The organism is Amycolatopsis saalfeldensis (assembly GCF_900110575.1).
Classification (GTDB): Bacteria; Actinomycetota; Actinomycetes; order Mycobacteriales; family Pseudonocardiaceae; genus Amycolatopsis; species Amycolatopsis saalfeldensis.
On record NZ_FOEF01000007.1, the window covers coordinates 322447 to 341073 of the forward strand.

Sequence of the window (18627 nt, forward strand, 5' to 3'; positions counted from 1 at the left end):
GAAACTCCGATGAAATCGCCGACCGGCCGGGCTCAGAGGAAGATGCGGGCGTTTTCCAGCCAGGTCCGCGCGTCCTCGCCGACCGCCGTCAGATCGGTCGCGGCCAGGGGACGGCGCTGGGCGGCACGAAGGCAGAAGTCGAGGGCACTGCCCTGGACCCGCTGGGCGGCGTCTTCCGGTCCCCAGGCCCAGTTCTGGCCGTCCGGACCGGTCAGCTCGACCCGGAACGGTTCCGACGGCAGCGGCAATTGCGCCGCGTAGAACGACAATCCCCGGCCGAGCACGCCCAGCGCGGCCACGTGCTGGAGCCGGCTGGTCGGACGCCGGGTGGCGCCCACCGCGTCGAAGACGTCCTGACCGTGGGCCCAGGTTTCCATCAGCCGCAGCGGGACCATGAGCGCCGCGGTCAGCTCCGAGCCGTACCACGGAAAGCCGTGGTCCAGCGGGAGGTCGCGGAGCGCGACCGCCACCTCGGCGCGGCCGGCCCGCCATGCTGCCAGCAGCTCCGCTCGTGGTCTGGCCGCGCCCTCGGCGGCCTCGAGGTCGGCCCGCTGGGGTCCGGCGGCCTCCGCCTGCTTCAGCACGAGGTCGAACGCCTCCGGCGTGCGGATGGCGATCAGCACATTCGCATCGGCTGCGGCGAGGTGCGCGATCTGGTGGGCGATCGTCCACCCCGCGGCGGGCGTGGGCACGGACCAGTCGGCCTGCCCGGCCACCAGCGCGTCCAGCTCGGCTCCTTCGGCCACCAGGCCGGGCAGCGCGAGAGCACGCTCCACACCGGACAGGTCGAGGCCGTAGTCCAGCATCGGCACCCCTTCACACACGTCGGCTGAGGCCGCCAGGCTACCGGAAAATCGGCCTCGGCCGGACCGCGCTCAGGCCTCGGTGTGCCCCAGCAGCGGCCGCGGCACGAACCGGGCCACCGGGTCGAGCAGCACGTCCAGCTCCAGCACCACGAGGTCGTTGGCGCCCGCGCGGACGACCGGCGCCGGCACGTACAGCGTCCGCTGCGGCCCGCGCCGCCAGTAGCGGCCGAGCAGGAAACCGTTGAGCCACACCAGTCCCTTGCCCCACTCCCCCGTGTCCAGGAACAGGTCGGCGGGCTCGTCGACGCCGACCTCAGCCCGCAGCAGCACCGGCCCGGCCACCGGCTCACCGGGTCGGACAGCCGAGGTGGCCGACGGACGCAGCCCGGGCAGCGCCGCCAGGTCGATCGGCAGGACTTCCCAGCCGGTCAGCGGTTCGCCGTGCAGCGAAGCGCCGCCGACGATGCCTTTCGCCTCGCCGATCCGCGGGCCGTAGTCGACCCGGCCCTGGTCCTCGACCAGCACGAGCAGCTCGCCCCGCGCCGCCGGAAGCGCCAGCGCGCGTTCGTGGTGCTCCCGCAGCAGCGTGCCCACCGGGGCGCCGTCGAAGAACACCGTCGCCCGGTCACGGACTTCGCCGAAGGTCAGCACGCCCGGACGGTCGCCGTCGACCCGCGTGCGCAGCAGCGCCAGCCGCGGCATCGGGCTGAGGTCGTCGAGCACCGGCAGCTCGTGGTGCGCCTGCCAGGTGCCCCAGCGGTCCGGGTCGTCGAGCAGCCGCACCGGTTCGCCCAGCGCCGCGGCCAGGGCGGGCGCCGGGCCGGCTGGAGGAGGCACGGTGCCGGGCACCGGGTGGTAGCGGGCGATCACCTCCCGGAACGCGTGGTATTTCGGCGTCGGATGACCGGCTTCGTCCAGCGGCGCGTCGTAGTCGTAGGAGGTGACCAGCGGCTGGTAGACGCCCTTGTCGTTGGCACCGCTGGTCAGGCCGAAGTTGGTGCCGCCGTGGAACATGTACAGGTTGACCGACGCGCCGGCGGCCAGCAGGGCGTCCAGCTCGGCCGCCGCGTCCGCCGCGGAGGTGGTGTGGTGGTGGGCGCCCCAGTGGTCGAACCAGCCGTTCCAGAACTCGCCGCACATCAGCGGCCCGGCCGGCTGGTGGGCGCGCAGGACGGCCAGCCGCGCCTCGGCGCCGGAGCCGAACGACGCGGTCCGGTGCAGCCCGTCGAGCCCGCCCGCCGCCAGCATCTCCGGCACCGGCTGGTCCACTGTGGTCAGTGGCACGGTGATGCCCGCTTCACGCGTGTACTCGGCCAGTGCCTTGAGGTACCGCGGGTCGCTGCCGAACGCACCGTATTCGTTCTCGACCTGGACCAGCAGCACCGGCCCGCCGCGGTCGGCCTGGTGCGGGACGACCACCCGCAGCACCTGCGCCAGGTACTCGCGCACCGCGGCGAGGTAACGCGGCTCGAACCGGCGGATGCCGACCTCGGGATCGCGGAACAGCCACGCCGGCAGGCCGCCGTTGTCCCACTCCGCGCAGATGTACGGGCCGGGCCGGACGATCGCGTACATCCCGGCGTCGGCGATCAGCTCCAGGAACCGGCCGAGGTCGAGGCCGCCGGAGAGGTCGAACGTGCCGGGCTCGGGCGCGTGCGCGTTCCACGGCACGTACGTCTCGATGGTGTTGAGCCCCATCCGCCGGGCCTTGTCGATCCGGTCGGCCCACAGTCCGGGGTGCACGCGGAAGTAGTGCAGGCCGCCGGACAGGATCCGGAACGGGCGGCCGTCGAGCAGGAAGTCGGACTCGCCGATGGTGAACTCAGGCATGCGGGGCCGCCTCCGGGCGCAGCCGGAGCACGGTCCAGGACAGGGGCGGCAGGCTCGCGGTGATGACGGTTCCTCTCGCGTCGGCGGTCGCGGCCACGCCGGGCAGCGCGACCGGCCGGACGGGCTCGGACTCGGCGGTGTTGACGGTGTGCCGCGTCCCGCCTTCGGGCACGGTGAGCGTCTCGGCGTGGTGCACGGCGAAGCGTCCGCCGCGCAGCCGGAGCCGGATTTCGGTGGGCGACGCCGGATCGCGGTTGGTGAGGAACACCGCGCACTGCCCGGACTCGTCGAGAGTCGCGGCCGCGTCGACGACGTCGACCTCACCGTGCTGCGCGGTCCGGACACGCCCGCCGGTCACGGCCAGCCGGAGGCTCACCCCGCGGGCCAGCGCGGCGGCCAGCCGGAACGGGTGGAACGTGGCCTGCCGCCAGGCCGGGCCGCCGGGCTCGGTGCGGATCGGCGCGATCGCGTTCACCAGCTGGGCCTGGTTGGCCATGGTGACGCGATCGACGTTGCGCAGCAAGGAATTCAGCAGCGAGCCGACGACCACGGCGTCGGTGACGGTGTAGGTGTCCTCCAGCAGGCGCGGGTGCTCGCGCCAGCCGCCCGCGACGAGCCGCGGCTGGTCGGTCTCGTTCCAGCGGCGCTGGTCCCAGACGTTCCACTCGTCGACGCTGATCCCGATCCGGCGGTCCAGCCCCAGTTCGGCCACGGTCTCGTCGATGATGGCCGCGCAGTCGCGGATGTAGGCGTCCAGCGCGGCCGCGCTCGCGAGGTAACTCCCGGTGTCGCCGTCGAGCTCCTGGTAGTAGGCGTGCAGCGAGATGTGGTCGGCGAGCGCGGCGGTGTGGCGCAGCACCGTGCGCTCCCAGGAGCCGAACGTCGGCATCTCGGCGTTGGAGCTGCCCGCCACGACCAGCTCGACGCCCGGGTCGATCATCCGCAGCACCCGCGCGGTCTCCGCGGCGAGGCGGCCGTACTCGTCCGCGGTCTTGTGCCCGGCCTGCCACGGGCCGTCCATCTCGTTGCCCAGGCACCACAGCCGGAAGCCGAACGGGCGGTCGGCGCCGTTCGCGCGCCGCCGCTCGCTCAGCTCCGTGCCACCGGGGTGGTTGCAGTACTCGAGCACGTCCGCCGCCTCCTGAATCCCGCGGGTGCCCAGGTTGACCGCGTACATCACCTCGACACCGGCCGCCTCGGCCCACTCGGCGAACTCGTGCAGCCCGAACCGGTTCGGCTCGACGCTGTGCCACGCCGGGTCGAGCCGGACCGGACGCTGCCCGACCCCGTCCTCCCACCGATAAGCGGATACGAAGTTGCCGCCGGGATATCGGACCACGGACGGCCCCAGCTCACGCACCAGCTCCAGCACGTCACCGCGGAACCCGCGACCGTCCGAAGTGGAGTGACCCGGTTCGTGGATCCCGGTGTAGACCGCGCGCCCCAGGTGCTCGACGAAGGAGCCGAACAGCCGGCGCGGGACCGGGCCGATCACGTCGGCGACGGCGGCTTCGATGTCGGCGCGCACCGCCTCAGCCCGCGTTCACGGTGAAGCCCTGCTGGTTGCCGTAGTCGACCAGCGCCTGCTGCCACGCGCCCAGTGCCGGGTCGAGCGCGGTGCCGTTCAGGTAGGCCTTGCCGACGGTGTCGCTGAAAACGCTGTTGGCGTACGCCTGATACGGCAGGTAGCTCCAGCCTTTCGCGACGTTCTTCGACGCGTCGACGAGCACCTGGTTGATCTTCTGCCCGCCGAAGTACGGCACGGACTGGTCGAGGAACGCGGGCGAGTTCAGGTCGGCCGTGGTGGCCGGGAAGCCGCCGCTCGCGATGAACGCCTTCACGCCGTTGCCGTGGTTGAGCCAGCGCACGAACGCCGCGGCCAGCGCCGGATTGGCGCTCTGCTTGAGCACCGACTGGGTGCTGCCGCCGTTCTCCGCGGTGACCGGCTGCCCGCCGCCGTAGGTCGGCATCGGCGCCACCGCCCACTTCCCGGCGCCGCCGGGGATCGAGGACTCGAAGTTGCCGGGCATCCAGGCACCGGTGGCCAGTGACGCGATGGTGCCGTCGCCGAGCGCGCGGAACCAGTCGTCGGTCCACTCCTTGACCGGGGCGACCAGCTTGCCCTCGATCAGCTGGTTCCACACCGCGGTCCACTTCTTCGTGCCCGCGTCGGCCAGGTCGATCTTCACGTTCCGGCCGTCGGCGGTGTACGGGTGCCCGCCCGCCTGCCAGATCATGCTGCTGACGAACCCGGGGTCGCCGGTGTCGGAGACCAGGTACTTGGCCGGGTCCGCGGCGTGCAGCTTCTTCGCCGCGGCAACGTATTCGTCCCAGGTCTTCGGCACGGCGATGCCGTACTGCGCGAAGACCTCCTTGTTGTAGAACAACGCCATCGGCCCGGAATCCTGCGGCAGGCCGTACAGCCCGTCACCGCTCTTCACACTGGCCCAGGTCGAGGCGGTGTAGTCCTTTTCGAACGCGCCGAAGCCGTACTGGCCGAGGTCGGCCAGCGACTGGGTGAGCGCGAACTGCGGGAGCGCGTAGTACTCGAGCTGAACCACGTCCGGGCCGCCGGTGCCGGCCTTGATCGCGTTCTGCAGCTTGGTGTACTCGTCCTTGTTCGTGCCCGCGTTGACGTAGTTCACGTGGACGTTCGGATACTCCTTCTCGAACGCCGCGACCTGGTCCTTGGCCGAGGGCGTCCAGCTCCAGTAGGTGATCGTCCCGCCCGCCTTCAGGGCGGCGTCGACGGAGTCCTGGTTGCCGGCCGGCCCGGACGAGCCGGCCGACGAGCAGCCGGCCGCCAGCGCGGCGGCCAGCGCCACGGCGGCGAACGCCTTGGCGCGGATGCGGATTCGTGCCATCGAGTGTCCTTTCACGACATTGTGACTACGGCTTACCACTCGGTCACTGTTTGACGCTGCCGGCGCTGAGCCCCGACTGCCAGAACCGCTGCATCAGCAGGAAGGCGATGACCAGCGGGACGATGGTGAGCACCGAGCCGGTGAGCACCAGGTTGTAGATCGGCTTGGCGCCGGCGCCGTTCGCCTGCGCGCTCCACTGGCTCAGCCCGACGGTCAGCGGGTACCACTTCGGGTCGCTGAGCATGATCAGCGGCAGGAAGTAGTTGTTCCAAGTGGACACCATGGTGAACAGCGCGACGGTGACGATCCCGGGCACCAGCTGGCGCACCGTCACGGTGAGGAAGATCCGGAGCTCCCCCGCGCCGTCGATCCGCGCCGCTTCCAGCAGCTCGTCGGGCACGGCGTCGGCGGCGTACACCCAGATCAGGTAGAGGCCGAACGGGCTGATCAGCGACGGGATGATGATGGCGAGCGGGGTGTCGGTCAGCCCCAGCTTGCTGAACAGCAGGAACGTCGGCACGGCGAGCGCGGTGCCGGGCACGGCGACCGCCCCGAGCACCACCGCGAAAACCGCTTTGCGGCCGGGGAAACGGTATTTGGCCAGCCCGTAGCCCGCCGCGGTGGCCAGCAGCGTCGCCCCGCCGGCGCCGACGACCACGTAGAACAGCGTGTTCCCCAGCCAGCGCAGGAAGATCCCGTTGTCGTACGTGAACGTCTCGGCGATGTTGCCGAACAACGCGAACGGGCCGCCGAACGCCAGGCCGGAGGTGGTGAACAACGCCGACTGGGTCTTCGTCGCGTTGATGATCAGCCACACCAGGGGAATCAGCGTGTACACCAGGTACACCGCCATCACCGTGGTGAGCACCCGCGACTTGCGCGGCCGCGAGAACGAGACCGGCCGGTCCATCACATCCCCTTCCGGGCGCCGCGCAGCTGCACGGCGTAGGCGATGACGGCGGTGATCGCGCCCATCACGATCGCCACCGTGGCGGAGTAGTTGTACTGCTGCCCGCCGAAGGAAAGGTTGTAGGCGTACATGTTCGGCGTATAGAAGGTGCCGATCACGTTGGGCTTGAGCGTGTACAGGATGTTCGGCTCGTTGAACAGCTGGAAACTGCCGATGATCGAGAAGATCGTGGCGATCACGATCGCGCCCCGCAGCGCCGGGAGCTTGATGCTCACGATGGTGCGCAGCGGGCCCGCGCCGTCGATCGCCGCCGCCTCGAACAGCTCGTTCGGGATCACCTTCAGCGCGGAGTAGAAGATGAGCATGTTGTAGCCGACGAACTCCCAGGTGACGATGTTGCCGATCGACGCGAGCATCCAGCCGCTCGACAACGGCGCCACGACGTCGCGGCCGAGCAGGTGGTTCAGGTCCGCCGCCAGGCCGAACCGGTCGCCGTAGATGAAGCCCCACATCAGCGTGGCCACCACGGCGGGCACGGCGTAGGGCAGGAACACCACGATCCGGAAGAACCCGGCCGCGTGCAGGCGCGCGCTGTCGATCGCCAGCGCCGCGACCAGCGCGAGCAGCAGCATCACCGGCACCTGCACCGCGAGGAACAGCAGCACCCGCAGGAACGACTCCCAGAACTTGGCGTCGCCGAGCACCTGCGCGTAGTTGTCGAGGCCGACGAACGTGGTGCCGCCGAAGAACGCCTGGTCACGGAAGAGGCTCAGGCCCAGCGCGTAGCCGATCGGCGCCAGGAACGTCAGCGCGAAGACGATCATGAACGGGGCGACGAAGAGCCACCCGCGCCACTGCCGCCGCGGGCGACGCGCCGGCCGGCTCGCGGCCATGGCCGTTATGGACGTCATCGTCCCCTCCGGGTACTGGCGGCCGGATCAGGTGACCCACCGGATGTTTACGTTAACATCGAGGAGTCGGAGAGTAGCCTGTTGACGTAAACATGTCCAGCAAGCCCGAGGAGCCCCGGTGCCGCGACCGAGCCCGACCCCGTCCACTCCCCCCGGCGCGGTGCCCGGCCGCGGCGGGGGCCGGGGCCCGTCGATGGCCGACGTCGCCAAGGAGGCGGGCGTCTCGGGCCAGACGGTCTCGCGGGTCGCGAACGGACGGTCCAATGTGGACGATGCCACGCGGGAGCGGGTGCTCGCCGCGATGCGCCGGGTCGGCTACCGGCCCAACAGCGCCGCCCGCGCGCTGCGCAACGGCCGGTTCCGCAGCATCGGCGTGATCATCTCGGCCCTGCCGACGTTCGGGAACAGCCGCACGCTCGACGCCATCGCGGCGGCGGTCGTCGCCGAGGGGTTCTCGATCGTTCTCCTGCCGGTGACGCGGCCGACGCAGGGCGAGGTCACCGGCGCGTTCAGCAAGCTCAACGAGCAGGCCGTCGACGGCGTGGTGATCCTGATCGAGCAGCACCAGCTCGACGAGAGCGAGATCGAGCTGCCGCACGGCCTGCCGGTGGTGGTGATCGACTCCAGCGCCCGCCGCGACTACCCGGTCGTCGACACCGACCAAGCCCACGGCGCGGCCGCGGCCACCCGGCACCTGCTCGACCTCGGCCATCGCACGGTGTGGCACCTCGCGGGCCCGCCCCAGTCCTACGCCGCCGAGCGCCGCCGGAAGGCCTGGCAGTCCACCCTGGACCGGGCCGGGCGCGAGGTGCCGCCGCCGCTGACCGGCGACTGGTCCCCGGAATCGGGCTACCGGGCCGGAAAAGCGCTCGCCGCCGACCCGGCCGTGACCGCGGTGTTCGCGGCGAACGACCAGATGGCGCTGGGCGTGCTGCGCGCGTTGCACGAGGCCGGCCGGAGCGTGCCGGGCGAAGTGAGTGTCGTGGGGTTCGACGACATGGACGAATCGGCCTGCTTCTGGCCCCCGCTCACCACCATCCGCCAGTCGTTCGAAGCGGTCGGCCGCCACGCCGTGACGGCTCTGCTCTCGGAGATCACGGCCGGCGGCCGGGGCGGCGAGCCGGTGATGGTGCCGACGGAGCTGGTGGTCCGCGCCAGCACGGCGCCCCCGCCGGACGCGTGTCATCAGGATGTCATCGCCCCCGGTTAGCGTCCGCTTCCGCTGACAAAGGTGGATCCGGAAGGCGTTTCATGGCCCGGTTGTTCGTTGTCCTCACCGCGCTCGCCGTGGTGTTCTCGGTGCTCGCCTTCCAGAACGGCAACGTGCCGATCGGGATCTTGTTCGCGCTGGTCGCGGCCGGCCCACTGGTGTTCCTGATCTCCGTCGCGGTCCGGGCCAGGAAGGTGCCCGCGCCGGCGGGCAGGCCCGCGCCGGAGTCCGGGCCGGGCCCGCTGTCCAACCGGAACCGCAAGCTGGCGGTGCGGCTGATCGCCGTGGCCGTGGTCGCGGCGGTCGGCTACGGCGGCTACTGGGTCCTGTTCGCGCCGAAAGCCGGTAACGCGGCCGTTTCCCGGGTGTCCGACCTGGAGGACGGCTGCGCGGGCATCCGCAAGTACTTCCCGGACAACGACGCGTACACCGGTCCCGGCCCGCACCCGGTCGCGGTGTTCACCACCAGCGACTCGGACTCGCTGGACCTCGCCTCGATGGGCGCCGACGTCCCGCCGCAGTGGGACGACGTCCGGCTCGACCCGCGCCGGGTCCAGGTCATCGCCTGCCTCGACGCGCCCGGCGACGGCCCGTACCTCACCGACTGCAAGTTCACTTCGGACACGCTGAAGCTCATACAGGGCACCTACGACGTCACCCTGTACGAGGCCAAGACCGGCGAGGAGATCGGCACCGCGCAGCTGCTCGGCAGCTCGCAGCCCGGCTGCCCGTCGCTGACCCTCACCAAGAGCGGCGCCGACAGCATCCACACCGAGCCGGACTTCGCCGCTTACCGCGCGGCGCTGGGCAAGTACGTCGACAACTGAGTCACCTCGAGACGCCGGACAGTGACCGCCCGGCGGCTGTCCGGGGCCGCTGAGGCCCCGGTACCATGGCTGCCGATGATCATCGACGTTCCCCGCCCGCTGCCGGCCCCGGCGCGGGTCGAGAGCCGGCCCGGCCGGACGGTGCGGTTGCGCGACATCCGCCCCGGGGACCGTCGCGGCCTGATCGGGTTCGACCGGGACCCCGGCTCGGGCGGCACGCCGGGCGGCTACCGGCACTGGGCGACCCACCGGGCGGACGTGGCCGGCGCCGGCGACGACCGCCACCTCGCGATCGAGACCCTGCACGGCCGCACGCTGGTCGGCTCGATCTGGCTCCAGGCCGACCCCGCTTCGGGCCGGTTCAGCTACGGCATCGGCATCGGCGCGCAGCACCGTCGCTGCGGCTACGCGGGCGATGCCGTGACCACGCTGCTCGCGTTCATGTTCGAGCAGCGCGGCTACCGCGAGTGCGAGGTCAGCGTGCACGGCCGCAATTTCGCGTCGCTGGCGCTGCACGCGCGGCTCGGCTTCCACGAGGAAGGCCGGCCGCGCGACACCGAGCTGCTGCGCGGACAGGTCCGGTACCCGGTGCTGATGGCCATCACCGCGGGTCACTTCGCCGCGCACCACCCGGGTTTCGCCGCCGCGCACGGTCCGGCACGGCCGTGGCGGGGACGGCACTGGCGGACACCGCGGCGAGGGCGGCACTGGCGGGCCGGCCACCACTCCTGACCACGGCGCGATACCGGCCCGGCGGTTCACCGGACGGGCGAGGGTCGTGGCGCGGGACAGCCTGAGTCCTCGCAGCGACAAGGAGATCGGCATGACATCCCGGCGCGCGGCCCAGCTGCTCTCCCGGGCCGGTGAGTTCAGCGAGGTCGCGCTGCGCACCGTCCAGCAGGAGTTCCCCCACGACATCCGCAGCACCATGCGCTTCCCCGGCGACTTCCCGAACCGTCCCGCCGACCTGCACCCGGCCTTCTACGGTTGCCTCGACTGGCATTCCTGCGTGCAGATGCACTGGCTGCTGATCCGCCTGCTGCGCGCCGTGCCGGAGGCGATCCCCGCCGGCGACATCCGGGCCGTCCTGCGCCGGCACCTCACCGCGGAGGCGCTGGCGGCCGAGGCGGAGACGTTCCGGACCAGGCCACCGCGGACCCGCCCCTACGGCTGGGGCTGGGCCCTCACGCTGCACCACGAAATCATGACCTGGGACGACCCGGACGCACGCCGATGGTCGGCGGACCTCGCCCCCTTGTCGGCGGCCGTGACCGAGGCGTTCTTGCGCTGGCTGCCGAAGCAGACCTACCCCGTCCGCGGCGGCGCGCACGACAACAGCGCGAACGGGCTTTCCCGGGCGCTGCCTTACGCGCGGACCGTGGCCCGGGATGCCGCCGGCCCTCGCGACGGCGCGCTCCTCGCGGCGATCGAGGACGCGGCCCATCGCTGGTACCGCACCGACTCGGACTACCCGGCCGCCTGGGAACCCTCCGGCGCGGACTTCCTCTCCCCCGCCCTCACCGAAGCCGAACTCCAGGCCGCCTTGCTGCCACCGGACGAGTTCGCCACGTGGTTCGCCCGCTTCCTGCCCGGCCTGGCCGCCGCCCGGCCCGCGACCCTGTTCACCCCGGCCACCGTCTCGGACGACAGCGACGGCCAAATCGCCCACCTGCGGGGCCTCAACCTCAGCCGGGCCTGGTGCTGGCTGCGCCTGGCCGCCCACCTCCCACTCGGCGACCCCCGAGTGCCGTTGCTGCGCTCCGCCGCGGAGCTGCACGCCGAGCCGGAGCTGGACCACGTCAGCGGTGGCGACTACCTGGTCGAGCACTGGCTGGCTTGTTACGCCGTCCTGTACCTGACGGCTTGAGATCAGGGTTGCGCGGCTGAATCCTGCGGCGTTTCCTGCGGTACCGGAGGTTCCCGGCGGAAGTCCTGGACCGCGGCCCACACCGCCAGGACCAGGCCGGCCAGCATGGCGGTCGAGAGGATCCAGAAGTCGACCAGGACGGTGCCCGTGGTCAACCCGCCGTTGCCGCCGCCGGGCGGGCGGAACTGCTGGCCGGGCTGCGAGGCGCCGGGCCGGGCACCGCCGGGGAAGCCGCCGCGGCGGCCACCGGGGTTGCCGGTGCCACCGGGGGCGCCCGGGAAGCCGGAACCACGCCGGCCGCCAGCGCCGCCGGGGCGGCCGGGGAAGCCACCGGGACCGCCCTGACGGGAGTTCAAAAGGTAAGGCGCATAAGCGAAACCCGAAGCGAACTGCTCCAGGATCGGGAACGCCCACAGCCGCCGGGGCAGGTAGAAGGCGGCGATCACGCTCAAGGCGTCGGCCGGGTAGAAGTAGCGTTCGTGCATCGCGGGCAGGAAGTACGGCACCAGGGTCACCGAGATGGCGCTCACCAGGACGATGCGGGCCGGCGTCAGTTCGGACCGGCGCACCACCACCGGGATCATCAGCGCCAGCAGGATCAGGCCGGTGACCACGATCCCGCCGAGCCGCAGCGCCGAGGAGCTGGTGACCGAGCTGAAGTACTGGTAGACGTTCGGCGCGTTCAAGGTCAGCTGGTCATAGGTGTCGGACTGGCTCAGGTAGATCTTCAGCAGGTCGCCGAAGTTCGCGCCGGCGATCAGCGCCGGCACGTCCAGCAGCAGGTAGACCGCCGGGATCAGCAGCAGCGCCGGCCAGGGCACCCGCTTGCGCAGCACGAGCAGGAGCAGCGCGGGGAAGAAGAACACCGCCTGCAGCTTGAAGGCGAACGCCAAGCCGAAGAACACACACGCCAGCCACGGGCGCTTGCGGAGCACGAAGTAAACGCCGCCCACGCCGAACGCCGAGTAGGCCGAATCCACCTGCGCCCAGGCGGCGCTGTTCAGCACCACCGTCGGCAGGTACAGCACGATCGCGCCGGCCAGCAGCGGCCACCACGTGCCCGGGTACCGCAGCGCGACGATCCGGTAGGTGAAGAACGCCAGCACCAGGTCGAACAAGACCGAGATCGCCTTGACGCCGTACAGCGCAGGCACCGGGATGTGGGTCAGGATCGCCAGCAGGTACAGGTACGGCGTGTTGTAGTTGGCGAAGGTGTACTTGAGCGCGCTGAAGCCGCCGTTCTGCTTGATGAACTCGTACCACTGGCTGACAAACGCCCGATAGTCGCCGGAGGTGTAGGAGAAGAACGCCGTGCGCACGGCGAGCCCGCCCAGCACGACCACAGCGGCCACGGCGATCAGGAGGGCGCGCCGGGGTTTCGGCCGCGCCGCCACGTCGTTGTCGGTCAAGGGACTCCTTGTCGGTGTTCTCGAGCAGGGCGGGGATTTCGGGGAGACGGTCGTTTCGGAGCGTGGTCAGGCGGAACCGAGCAGCACGCGGAAGGTCGCGCCACCGCCCGGGGTGTCCAGCAGCAGCACGGAACCGCCGTGGGCGTCGACGATGGCCGCCGCGATGGCGAGGCCCAGGCCGGCGCCGCCCGCTTTGGCCCGGGCCTGGCCGGCGCGGTAGAAGCGGTCGAAAATGCGGGAAGCGTTGTCCGGAGCCACGCCCGGGCCGTTGTCGCGCACTTCGAGCACGGCACAGTCCCGTCCGGCGGGCGGCGGGTCGCCGGTGCCGACCACCACGGGCCACGACGCGGTGTCCGCCGCCAGCCGCACCGAGACGGTGATATCGGCCTCCGGCGGCGTGTGCACCACCGCGTTGGTCACGAGGTTCGCCGCGACCTGGCGCAGCCGGTGGATGTCGCCGAGCACGCGGACCGGTTCGGCCGGGGCGGTGAAGCCGATCGTTCGCGCGGGTTCGCGGGCCCGCGCGTCGTGCACGACGTCCGAGGCCAGCGCGGACAGGTCCACTTCGGTCAGGTCGAGCACCCGCTCCTGGTCGAGCCGGGCCAGCAGCAGCAGGTCGTCCACCAGCAGTCCCATCTGGATCGCGCCGTTCTCGATCCGGCTCATCATCCGGCGTACGTCCACTTCGGACGATCCGCCGCTCTTCCGGTACAGCTCGGCGAAACCGCGGATCGACGTCAGCGGGGTGCGCAGCTCGTGCGAGGCGTCGGCGATGAAGCGGCGCAGCCGGTCCTCCGACTGTTCACGCTTCTTCAGCGCCGACGCGACCTGCCCGAGCATCACGTTGAACGCCGAGCCCAGCCGGCCCGCCTCGGTCCGGGGGTCCAGGTCGGGCACCCGGCGGTCGAAGTCGCCGCCCGCGATCGCCTGCGCCGTGTGCTCGATCCGGGTCAGCGGCCGGAGGCCGAGCCGGATCAGCCAGGTCGCGATCACCCCGAGCAGGACCACCAGCGCAAAACCGAAAACGACTTCGATCGTCTTCAGCCGGTTCGCGGTGGCGATGCCCGTGTCCAGCGATTCCGCGACCGCCACCGTGCCGCTGACCGGCTGCGCGGGCGTCGGCGCCTGGACCGCGGTACGGACCCGCCAGGTCGTGTCCCCGTTTTCGTCGCCCACCGTGAACGCCGCGTCGCCGCGGGCGCGCACCGAAGCGACGTCCATCGCCGGCACCACGGGCATCAGGGTCTCCCCCCGCGCCTGGCCGACCCGTTCGGTGAGCCGGCCCGTGCTGTCGTAGAACAGCACCCGGTAGTCGGTCGGCAGCCGGTCGCGGACGTTGATCTGCTGCGGCGGGCGCGGCGGCGGCCGGTCGGGGGCGGACATCATGGACACGACGCCGTCCAGCTGATCGTCGACGCTGTCGACCAGCGAGCTCTGCAGCGCCGTCACGCTGATGAAGCCGAACGCGGTCAGCCCGGTGGCCAGCAGCACCAGCAACGCCAGCGTCAGCCGGGCCCGCAACGTCCAGGGGCGGCGGCGTTTCCCCCTTCCGGCACCACCGACGCTCAAGGTGACGGCCGCTCGTCGGTGGCCTTCGGCAGCCGGAGGCTGTAGCCGACCCCTCGGATCGTGTGGATCAGCGGCGCCCCGGCCGAGTCGATCTTCCGGCGCAGATAACTGATGTAGGAGTCGATCACCCGCGTTTCGCCGACGAAGTCCGAGTTCCACACCCGGTCGAAGATCTGCGATTTGCTGACCACGCTCCCCGAGTTCACCAGCAGGTAGCGCAGCAGCTTGAACTCGGTCGGGGACAACGGGATCGTCCGCCCTCCGCGCCGGGCCTCGTGGGCGGCCTCGTCCAGCTCGAGGTCGGCGTAGCGCAGCAGCTCGCCGTCGCCGGGCGAGGCGGTCCGGCGCAGGATGGCCCGGATCCGCATCACCACCTCGTCGAAGCTGAACGGCTTGCTGACGTAGTCGTCCCCGCCCGCGCCGAGGCCGGCGAGCCGGTCCTCCAGCGCGTCCCGCGCGGACAGGAACAGCACCGGCACCTCGTTGCCCTCGGCCCGCAGCAGCTGGGCGACGGTGAACCCGTCGTAGTCCGGCAGCATCACGTCCAGCACCAGGATGTCCGGCGCCAGCCGCGCCGTCATCTCCAGCGCCTCGGCCCCGGTGGCCGCGCGGAACACGGTGAACCCGCTCAGTTCCAGCGCGGCCGTCAGCAGGTCCAGGATGTCGACCTCGTCGTCGACGACCAGGACCGTGGCCGGCCGCGAAGCAGGGAAACCATTCATCGTGACAGCTTGAGCCCCATTCCGGTGTGCCGCCCGGCCGCGATCATGAGCTGACGCAGTCGTACAGGGTCTGGGTTCCGGTGCTGCCGTACGCGCTCGCCGGCACCGCGTGGCAGTTCTGCTTGACCCACGTCGTCCGCTCGGCCGACGCGCCGCCGCGCCCGAAACCGCCGCCGCCCATGCCGCGCCCGCCCTCGGACTCCAGGACGAAGCCCAGCTTCCCGGCGGCCTTCCAGCTGTTCAGCAAGTCGACGCTCGGGGCGTTGTCGGTGCCGGAGAAGCCACCCATCCCGATGACCGTGGTGTCGCTGTTGATGATGTAGCCGGACGACGCCATCGAGCCGCCTTCGACCGCCATCACGATCTGCGCGCCGTGGGCGTTCTTCACCGCGTAGTCCAGGATCTTGCGCTGCTCGGCGGTGAGGGAGCCGTCCTCGTTCCCGCCGCGGCCGCGCATCATCTCCATGATCTCGGCCTCGGCGGCCGAACCCGCCGCGCCGGGAGCACCGGTCGCGCCGGGGCGATCGCGCCCACCGGCACGCCCGCCGCCGAACCCGCCGAACCCGGAACTGCCGGGCCCGGCCATCGGGATCGTCGCGCCCATCCCGCCGCCGCCACCGGCGAACGCCGTGGCGCCCGACCAGACGAGCGGCGTCAGCAGCACGGCCACGAGCCCGACCACCCCGACCGCCCGCACGCCGGCCGCCGGCAGGGCGCCGGAGAACCGGACCAGGACCAGGCCGCCGATCGCGAGCAGGGCGGCGATGACCACGGCGTACCGCAGCCAGCCGTTCCACGAGGTGTCCCGGGAGATCACCACCCACGCCCACCCGGCGGTGAGCGCGATGCCCAGCGGCAGGAGCGTCCAGGCGAACCGCGATTCGCGGTAGCGCCACAGCAGCGCGAGCCCGCCCGCGGCCAGCGCGGCGACCGCGGGGGCGAGCTGGGTGGTGTAGTAGGGGTGGAAGATGCCGCTCTGGAAACTGAACACCAGCGCGATGATCACCAGCCAGGAGCCCCAGAGCACCCAGCCCGCGCGAACGGTGTGCCGGGCCGGCGCCTTCGCCCGCCAGGCGCGGAACCCGAGCACGGCGACCACGACGAGCGCGAGCAGGCAGAGCGGGAGCAGCCAGCTGATCTGGCCGCCCGCGGACTCGCCGAACATCCGGAACAACCCGGACTGGCCGCCGAAGGCCGCCCCGCCGGGACCACCGCCACCGGGACCGCCGCCCGGGCCGCCTGGACCGCCCGCGCCGGGGAAGCCGCCGCCCGGAAAACCACCGGTGGGCGCACCGCCGGCGGGTACGCCGCCGTTGGGCACACCGCCACCGGGGAAACCGCCGCCGGAAGCGCCCCGGCCGCCCGGCCCGGAGCCACCTTCGCCGAAGACGCGCCCCAGCCCGTTGTAGCCGACGATCAGGTCCCACGCGGAGCCGTTCGTGCTGCCGCCGATGTAGGGCTTCTGCCCCGGCCACCACGCCGTGAGCGCGACCCACCACAGCGAGGAGACCAGCAGGACCACCGCGGCGCCGAGCAGGTCGAGCAGCCGCCGTCCCCAGGAGGCGTTGCGCCCGAAGAGGTACGCGAGCACCAGCGCCGGGATGATCATCCAGCCGGCCAGCATCTTGGTGACGAACCCGCAGCCGACCCAGAAGGCGGCCTGCAGCAGCCATTTCGTCGCGCTGCGCGAGGTGATCCCGGACTCCACCGAGCGGGTCAGCGCGTACGCGGCCGCGACGCACAGCAGCGTCAACGCCGCGTCGGGGTTGACGCTGCGGTCGATCGCGACGGTCACCGGCGTGATCGCGAGGATCAGGGCCGCCAGCAGCGCGACGTTCTCCCCCGCCCACCGGCGGACCGTGCGGTGCAGCAGGAAAACCGCGCCGGCGCCCTCGAGGATCTGCGGCAGCAGCAGGGCCCAGCCGTGGTAGCCGAAGATCCAGCTGGAGACCACCTGCGGCCAGAACGCCATCGGCGGCTTGTCGACGGTGACCACGCCTGCCGGGTCGAACGAGCCGAACAGGAAGTTCGTCGCGTTCTCCGACATCGACTTGACCGCGGCCGAGTAGAACGTGTTCGACCAGCCTTCGGCGGCGATGCCCCAGCTGTAGAGCACGATCGAGAGCAGCACGATCGCGCCGAGGGCCAAGGGCTGCCAGCCGATGCGAGGCGTGGACAGAGCGCGGGGCTGGACGGCCGTTGCCGTCATGCGGCCACCTTTTCTTCGAGGTTCTTCTCGCCGGCCACAGCGGCCGGCGACTTGTCGTGGCGGAACACCCAGATGCGCAGCAGGACGAACCGGCCGGCCGTGCCGACCAGCGAGGCCGCCAGGAGCACCACGAGTTCGAGCGCGGCGGTGTGCCGCGGTTTCAGCGCGTCCAGGAGGAACAACGCGCCGGAGGTGAAGGCGTAGTAGAGCGCGAACACGACCAGCCCTTGCAGGTGCACGCGCCCGCCCGGGCGTTTTCGCCCGATGAACGTCAGCCTGCGGTTGGCCTCCGTGTTGAGCAGGGTGGTGATCGTCAGCGCGACGAAGTTCGCCACCCAGTACGGCCACCAGGTGCGGAATCCCGCGTACAGCAACAGGGTCGCGACCGTGGAGGCGGCGCCGATCAGGCCGAAGCAGAGCACCTGCCACAGCAGCCCGGTCTCCCGGCGCTGCGCCACCACCGCGTCCGGGTGGATCGGCGCGGGCTCGGGACGGCGCGGCAGGTCCTCGACCTTGGCCGCCCCGCTGGCCTTGTTGCGGGCCACCCGGACCAGCCCGCGGATGTCGTCGATCGCCGTCGACGCCACGTGCACGCGGGTGTCGGTGTCCTCGACCCAGTCGACCGGGACCTCGTGCACCCGCAGGCCGTTGTGCTCGGCCAGCAGCAGCAGTTCGGTGTCGAAGAACCAGGAGTCGTCCTCGATGCGCTGCAGCAGCGGGCGGATCACCTCGGCCCGCGCCGCCTTGAACCCGCACTGCGCGTCGGAGAACCGGGCGCCGTGGGAAAGCCGGATCAACGCGTTGTAACAGCGGGAAATCACCTCGCGCTTGGGCCCGCGGACGGTGCGCGCGCCGGGCGCCAGCCGGGACCCGATGGCGATGTCGGAGTGCCCGTTGCTCAGCGGCGCCACGAGCGGCAGCAGCGCGTCGAGGCCGGTGGAGAGGTCGACGTCCATGTAGACCACGATGTCGGCGTCGCTGAACCCCCACGCGGTGCGCAGGGCCAGCCCGCGGCCCTTGCGCTCCAGCCGGAGCACGCGGACGTTGTCGGTGGTCTCGGCGAGCTGGTTGGCGACGCGCTCGGTGCCGTCGGTGCTCGCGTTGTCGACCACGGTGATGGTCCACTCGAACGGGAACCCGTTGCTGAGGTAGTCGTGCAGCACCCGGATGCACCCGGGCAGCGACCGCTCCTCGTTGTACACCGGGATCACGACGTCGACGGTCGGATGACGCTGCCGGTCACCGACCTCGGCCTCGTCCCGCGGTTCAGGGACGTGCTCACTTTGTCGGGCGGAGATCACACCAGGCAATTTCGACCACCTACGGGAGAACGGACCTCGGGATCCGGGGCGGAGCCACTCCGATAGGTATGGCGGGCGAGTGTGTGAGAAACGTTGGCGCAAGTTGTACGTAAGCTGTGAATGGCCACCGACGGGTGATCAAGATCCAGATTCACGGGCGATAATCACCCGGATGTCCGAATGACACCGCGA

Annotated in this window: 15 protein-coding genes; 4 read left to right on the forward strand and 11 right to left on the reverse strand. The window is 71.4% G+C overall.

Annotated features, from left to right (window positions below; translation table 11 throughout):
• Positions 1–32 precede the first annotated feature (32 nt).
• The 6 genes from BMY97_RS18885 to BMY97_RS18910 form a co-directional block, all read right to left on the reverse strand.
• A complete protein-coding gene (locus BMY97_RS18885) occupies positions 33–806 on the reverse strand; it encodes a TIGR03084 family metal-binding protein (protein WP_091618225.1) in 774 nt (257 codons plus the stop codon).
• A 69-nt stretch (positions 807–875) separates the two neighbouring features.
• Positions 876–2636 carry a glycoside hydrolase family 35 protein gene (locus BMY97_RS18890; protein WP_091618171.1) on the reverse strand — a complete coding sequence of 587 codons (1761 nt, stop codon included), beginning with the start codon at positions 2634–2636 and terminating at the stop codon, positions 876–878.
• Positions 2629–4164 carry an alpha-N-arabinofuranosidase gene (locus BMY97_RS18895; RefSeq protein WP_091618172.1) on the reverse strand — a complete coding sequence of 512 codons (1536 nt, stop codon included), beginning with the start codon at positions 4162–4164 and terminating at the stop codon, positions 2629–2631. Before BMY97_RS18895 ends, BMY97_RS18890 begins: the two co-directional genes overlap by 8 nt.
• A 4-nt stretch (positions 4165–4168) precedes the next feature.
• A complete protein-coding gene (locus BMY97_RS18900) occupies positions 4169–5500 on the reverse strand; it encodes an ABC transporter substrate-binding protein (protein WP_177231423.1) in 1332 nt (443 codons plus the stop codon).
• Between the two features lie 43 nt (positions 5501–5543).
• Entirely contained in the window at positions 5544–6410 is an 867-nt protein-coding gene (locus BMY97_RS18905; RefSeq protein WP_091618173.1) for a carbohydrate ABC transporter permease, read from the reverse strand.
• Positions 6410–7234: a carbohydrate ABC transporter permease gene (locus BMY97_RS18910; protein WP_091618227.1), complete on the reverse strand. Its 825-nt coding sequence runs from the start codon at positions 7232–7234 to the stop codon at positions 6410–6412. Before BMY97_RS18910 ends, BMY97_RS18905 begins: the two co-directional genes overlap by 1 nt.
• Positions 7235–7514: 280 nt before the next feature.
• Between BMY97_RS18910 and BMY97_RS18915 the strand changes: the two genes are divergently transcribed.
• The 4 genes from BMY97_RS18915 to BMY97_RS18930 all read left to right on the forward strand — a co-directional run bounded on the left by BMY97_RS18915 (position 7515) and on the right by BMY97_RS18930 (position 11225).
• Positions 7515–8531, forward strand: a complete 1017-nt coding sequence (locus BMY97_RS18915) for a LacI family DNA-binding transcriptional regulator (RefSeq protein WP_091618228.1) — start codon at positions 7515–7517, stop codon at positions 8529–8531.
• 41 nt (positions 8532–8572) lie between these two features.
• On the forward strand, positions 8573–9358 hold the full coding sequence (locus tag BMY97_RS18920) for a hypothetical protein (RefSeq protein WP_091618174.1): 786 nt from the start codon (positions 8573–8575) through the stop codon (positions 9356–9358).
• Between the two features lie 141 nt (positions 9359–9499).
• Positions 9500–10090, forward strand: coding sequence for a GNAT family N-acetyltransferase (locus BMY97_RS18925; RefSeq protein ID WP_091618229.1), 591 nt, complete (start codon positions 9500–9502; stop codon positions 10088–10090).
• Positions 10091–10181: 91 nt separating this feature from the next.
• Positions 10182–11225, forward strand: a complete 1044-nt coding sequence (locus tag BMY97_RS18930; RefSeq protein ID WP_091618175.1) for a DUF2891 domain-containing protein — start codon at positions 10182–10184, stop codon at positions 11223–11225.
• A gap of 2 nt (positions 11226–11227) precedes the next feature.
• On the opposite strand, the gene BMY97_RS18935 is transcribed toward BMY97_RS18930, so the two are convergent.
• The 5 genes from BMY97_RS18935 to BMY97_RS18955 all read right to left on the reverse strand — a co-directional run bounded on the left by BMY97_RS18935 (position 11228) and on the right by BMY97_RS18955 (position 18444).
• Entirely contained in the window at positions 11228–12634 is a 1407-nt protein-coding gene (locus BMY97_RS18935; RefSeq protein WP_091618176.1) for a glycosyltransferase 87 family protein, read from the reverse strand.
• 66 nt (positions 12635–12700) lie between these two features.
• The gene (locus tag BMY97_RS18940) at positions 12701–14203 is read right to left on the reverse strand and encodes a sensor histidine kinase (RefSeq protein WP_091618177.1); all 1503 of its coding nucleotides are present in this window, start codon (positions 14201–14203) and stop codon (positions 12701–12703) included.
• Complete coding sequence (locus tag BMY97_RS18945; protein WP_091618178.1) at positions 14200–14925, reverse strand: response regulator transcription factor; 726 nt, start codon at positions 14923–14925, stop codon at positions 14200–14202. The genes BMY97_RS18940 and BMY97_RS18945 overlap by 4 nt, the downstream gene beginning before the upstream one ends.
• Before the next feature lie 43 nt (positions 14926–14968).
• Positions 14969–17134 (reverse strand): ArnT family glycosyltransferase, encoded by a 2166-nt coding sequence (locus BMY97_RS18950; RefSeq protein ID WP_091618179.1) that lies wholly within the window; start codon positions 17132–17134, stop codon positions 14969–14971.
• Positions 17131–18444 (reverse strand): bifunctional glycosyltransferase family 2/GtrA family protein, encoded by a 1314-nt coding sequence (locus BMY97_RS18955; protein WP_425425299.1) that lies wholly within the window; start codon positions 18442–18444, stop codon positions 17131–17133. The genes BMY97_RS18950 and BMY97_RS18955 overlap by 4 nt, the downstream gene beginning before the upstream one ends.
• Between the last annotated feature and the right edge of the window lie 183 nt (positions 18445–18627).

Excerpts from the sequence above, each read along its gene's own strand:
- BMY97_RS18885 (WP_091618225.1), bottom strand. The coding sequence starts at position 806 with ATGCTGGACTACGGCCTCGACCTGTCCGGTGTGGAGCGTGCTCTCGCG.
- BMY97_RS18890 (WP_091618171.1), bottom strand. The coding sequence starts at position 2,636 with ATGCCTGAGTTCACCATCGGCGAGTCCGACTTCCTGCTCGACGGCCGC.
- BMY97_RS18900 (WP_177231423.1), bottom strand. The coding sequence starts at position 5,500 with ATGGCACGAATCCGCATCCGCGCCAAGGCGTTCGCCGCCGTGGCGCTG.
- BMY97_RS18905 (WP_091618173.1), bottom strand. The coding sequence starts at position 6,410 with ATGGACCGGCCGGTCTCGTTCTCGCGGCCGCGCAAGTCGCGGGTGCTC.
- BMY97_RS18910 (WP_091618227.1), bottom strand. The coding sequence starts at position 7,234 with ATGATCGTCTTCGCGCTGACGTTCCTGGCGCCGATCGGCTACGCGCTG.
- BMY97_RS18915 (WP_091618228.1), top strand. The coding sequence starts at position 7,515 with ATGGCCGACGTCGCCAAGGAGGCGGGCGTCTCGGGCCAGACGGTCTCG.
- BMY97_RS18920 (WP_091618174.1), top strand. The coding sequence starts at position 8,573 with ATGGCCCGGTTGTTCGTTGTCCTCACCGCGCTCGCCGTGGTGTTCTCG.
- BMY97_RS18930 (WP_091618175.1), top strand. The coding sequence starts at position 10,182 with ATGACATCCCGGCGCGCGGCCCAGCTGCTCTCCCGGGCCGGTGAGTTC.
- BMY97_RS18945 (WP_091618178.1), bottom strand. The coding sequence starts at position 14,925 with ATGAATGGTTTCCCTGCTTCGCGGCCGGCCACGGTCCTGGTCGTCGAC.
- BMY97_RS18950 (WP_091618179.1), bottom strand. The coding sequence starts at position 17,134 with ATGACGGCAACGGCCGTCCAGCCCCGCGCTCTGTCCACGCCTCGCATC.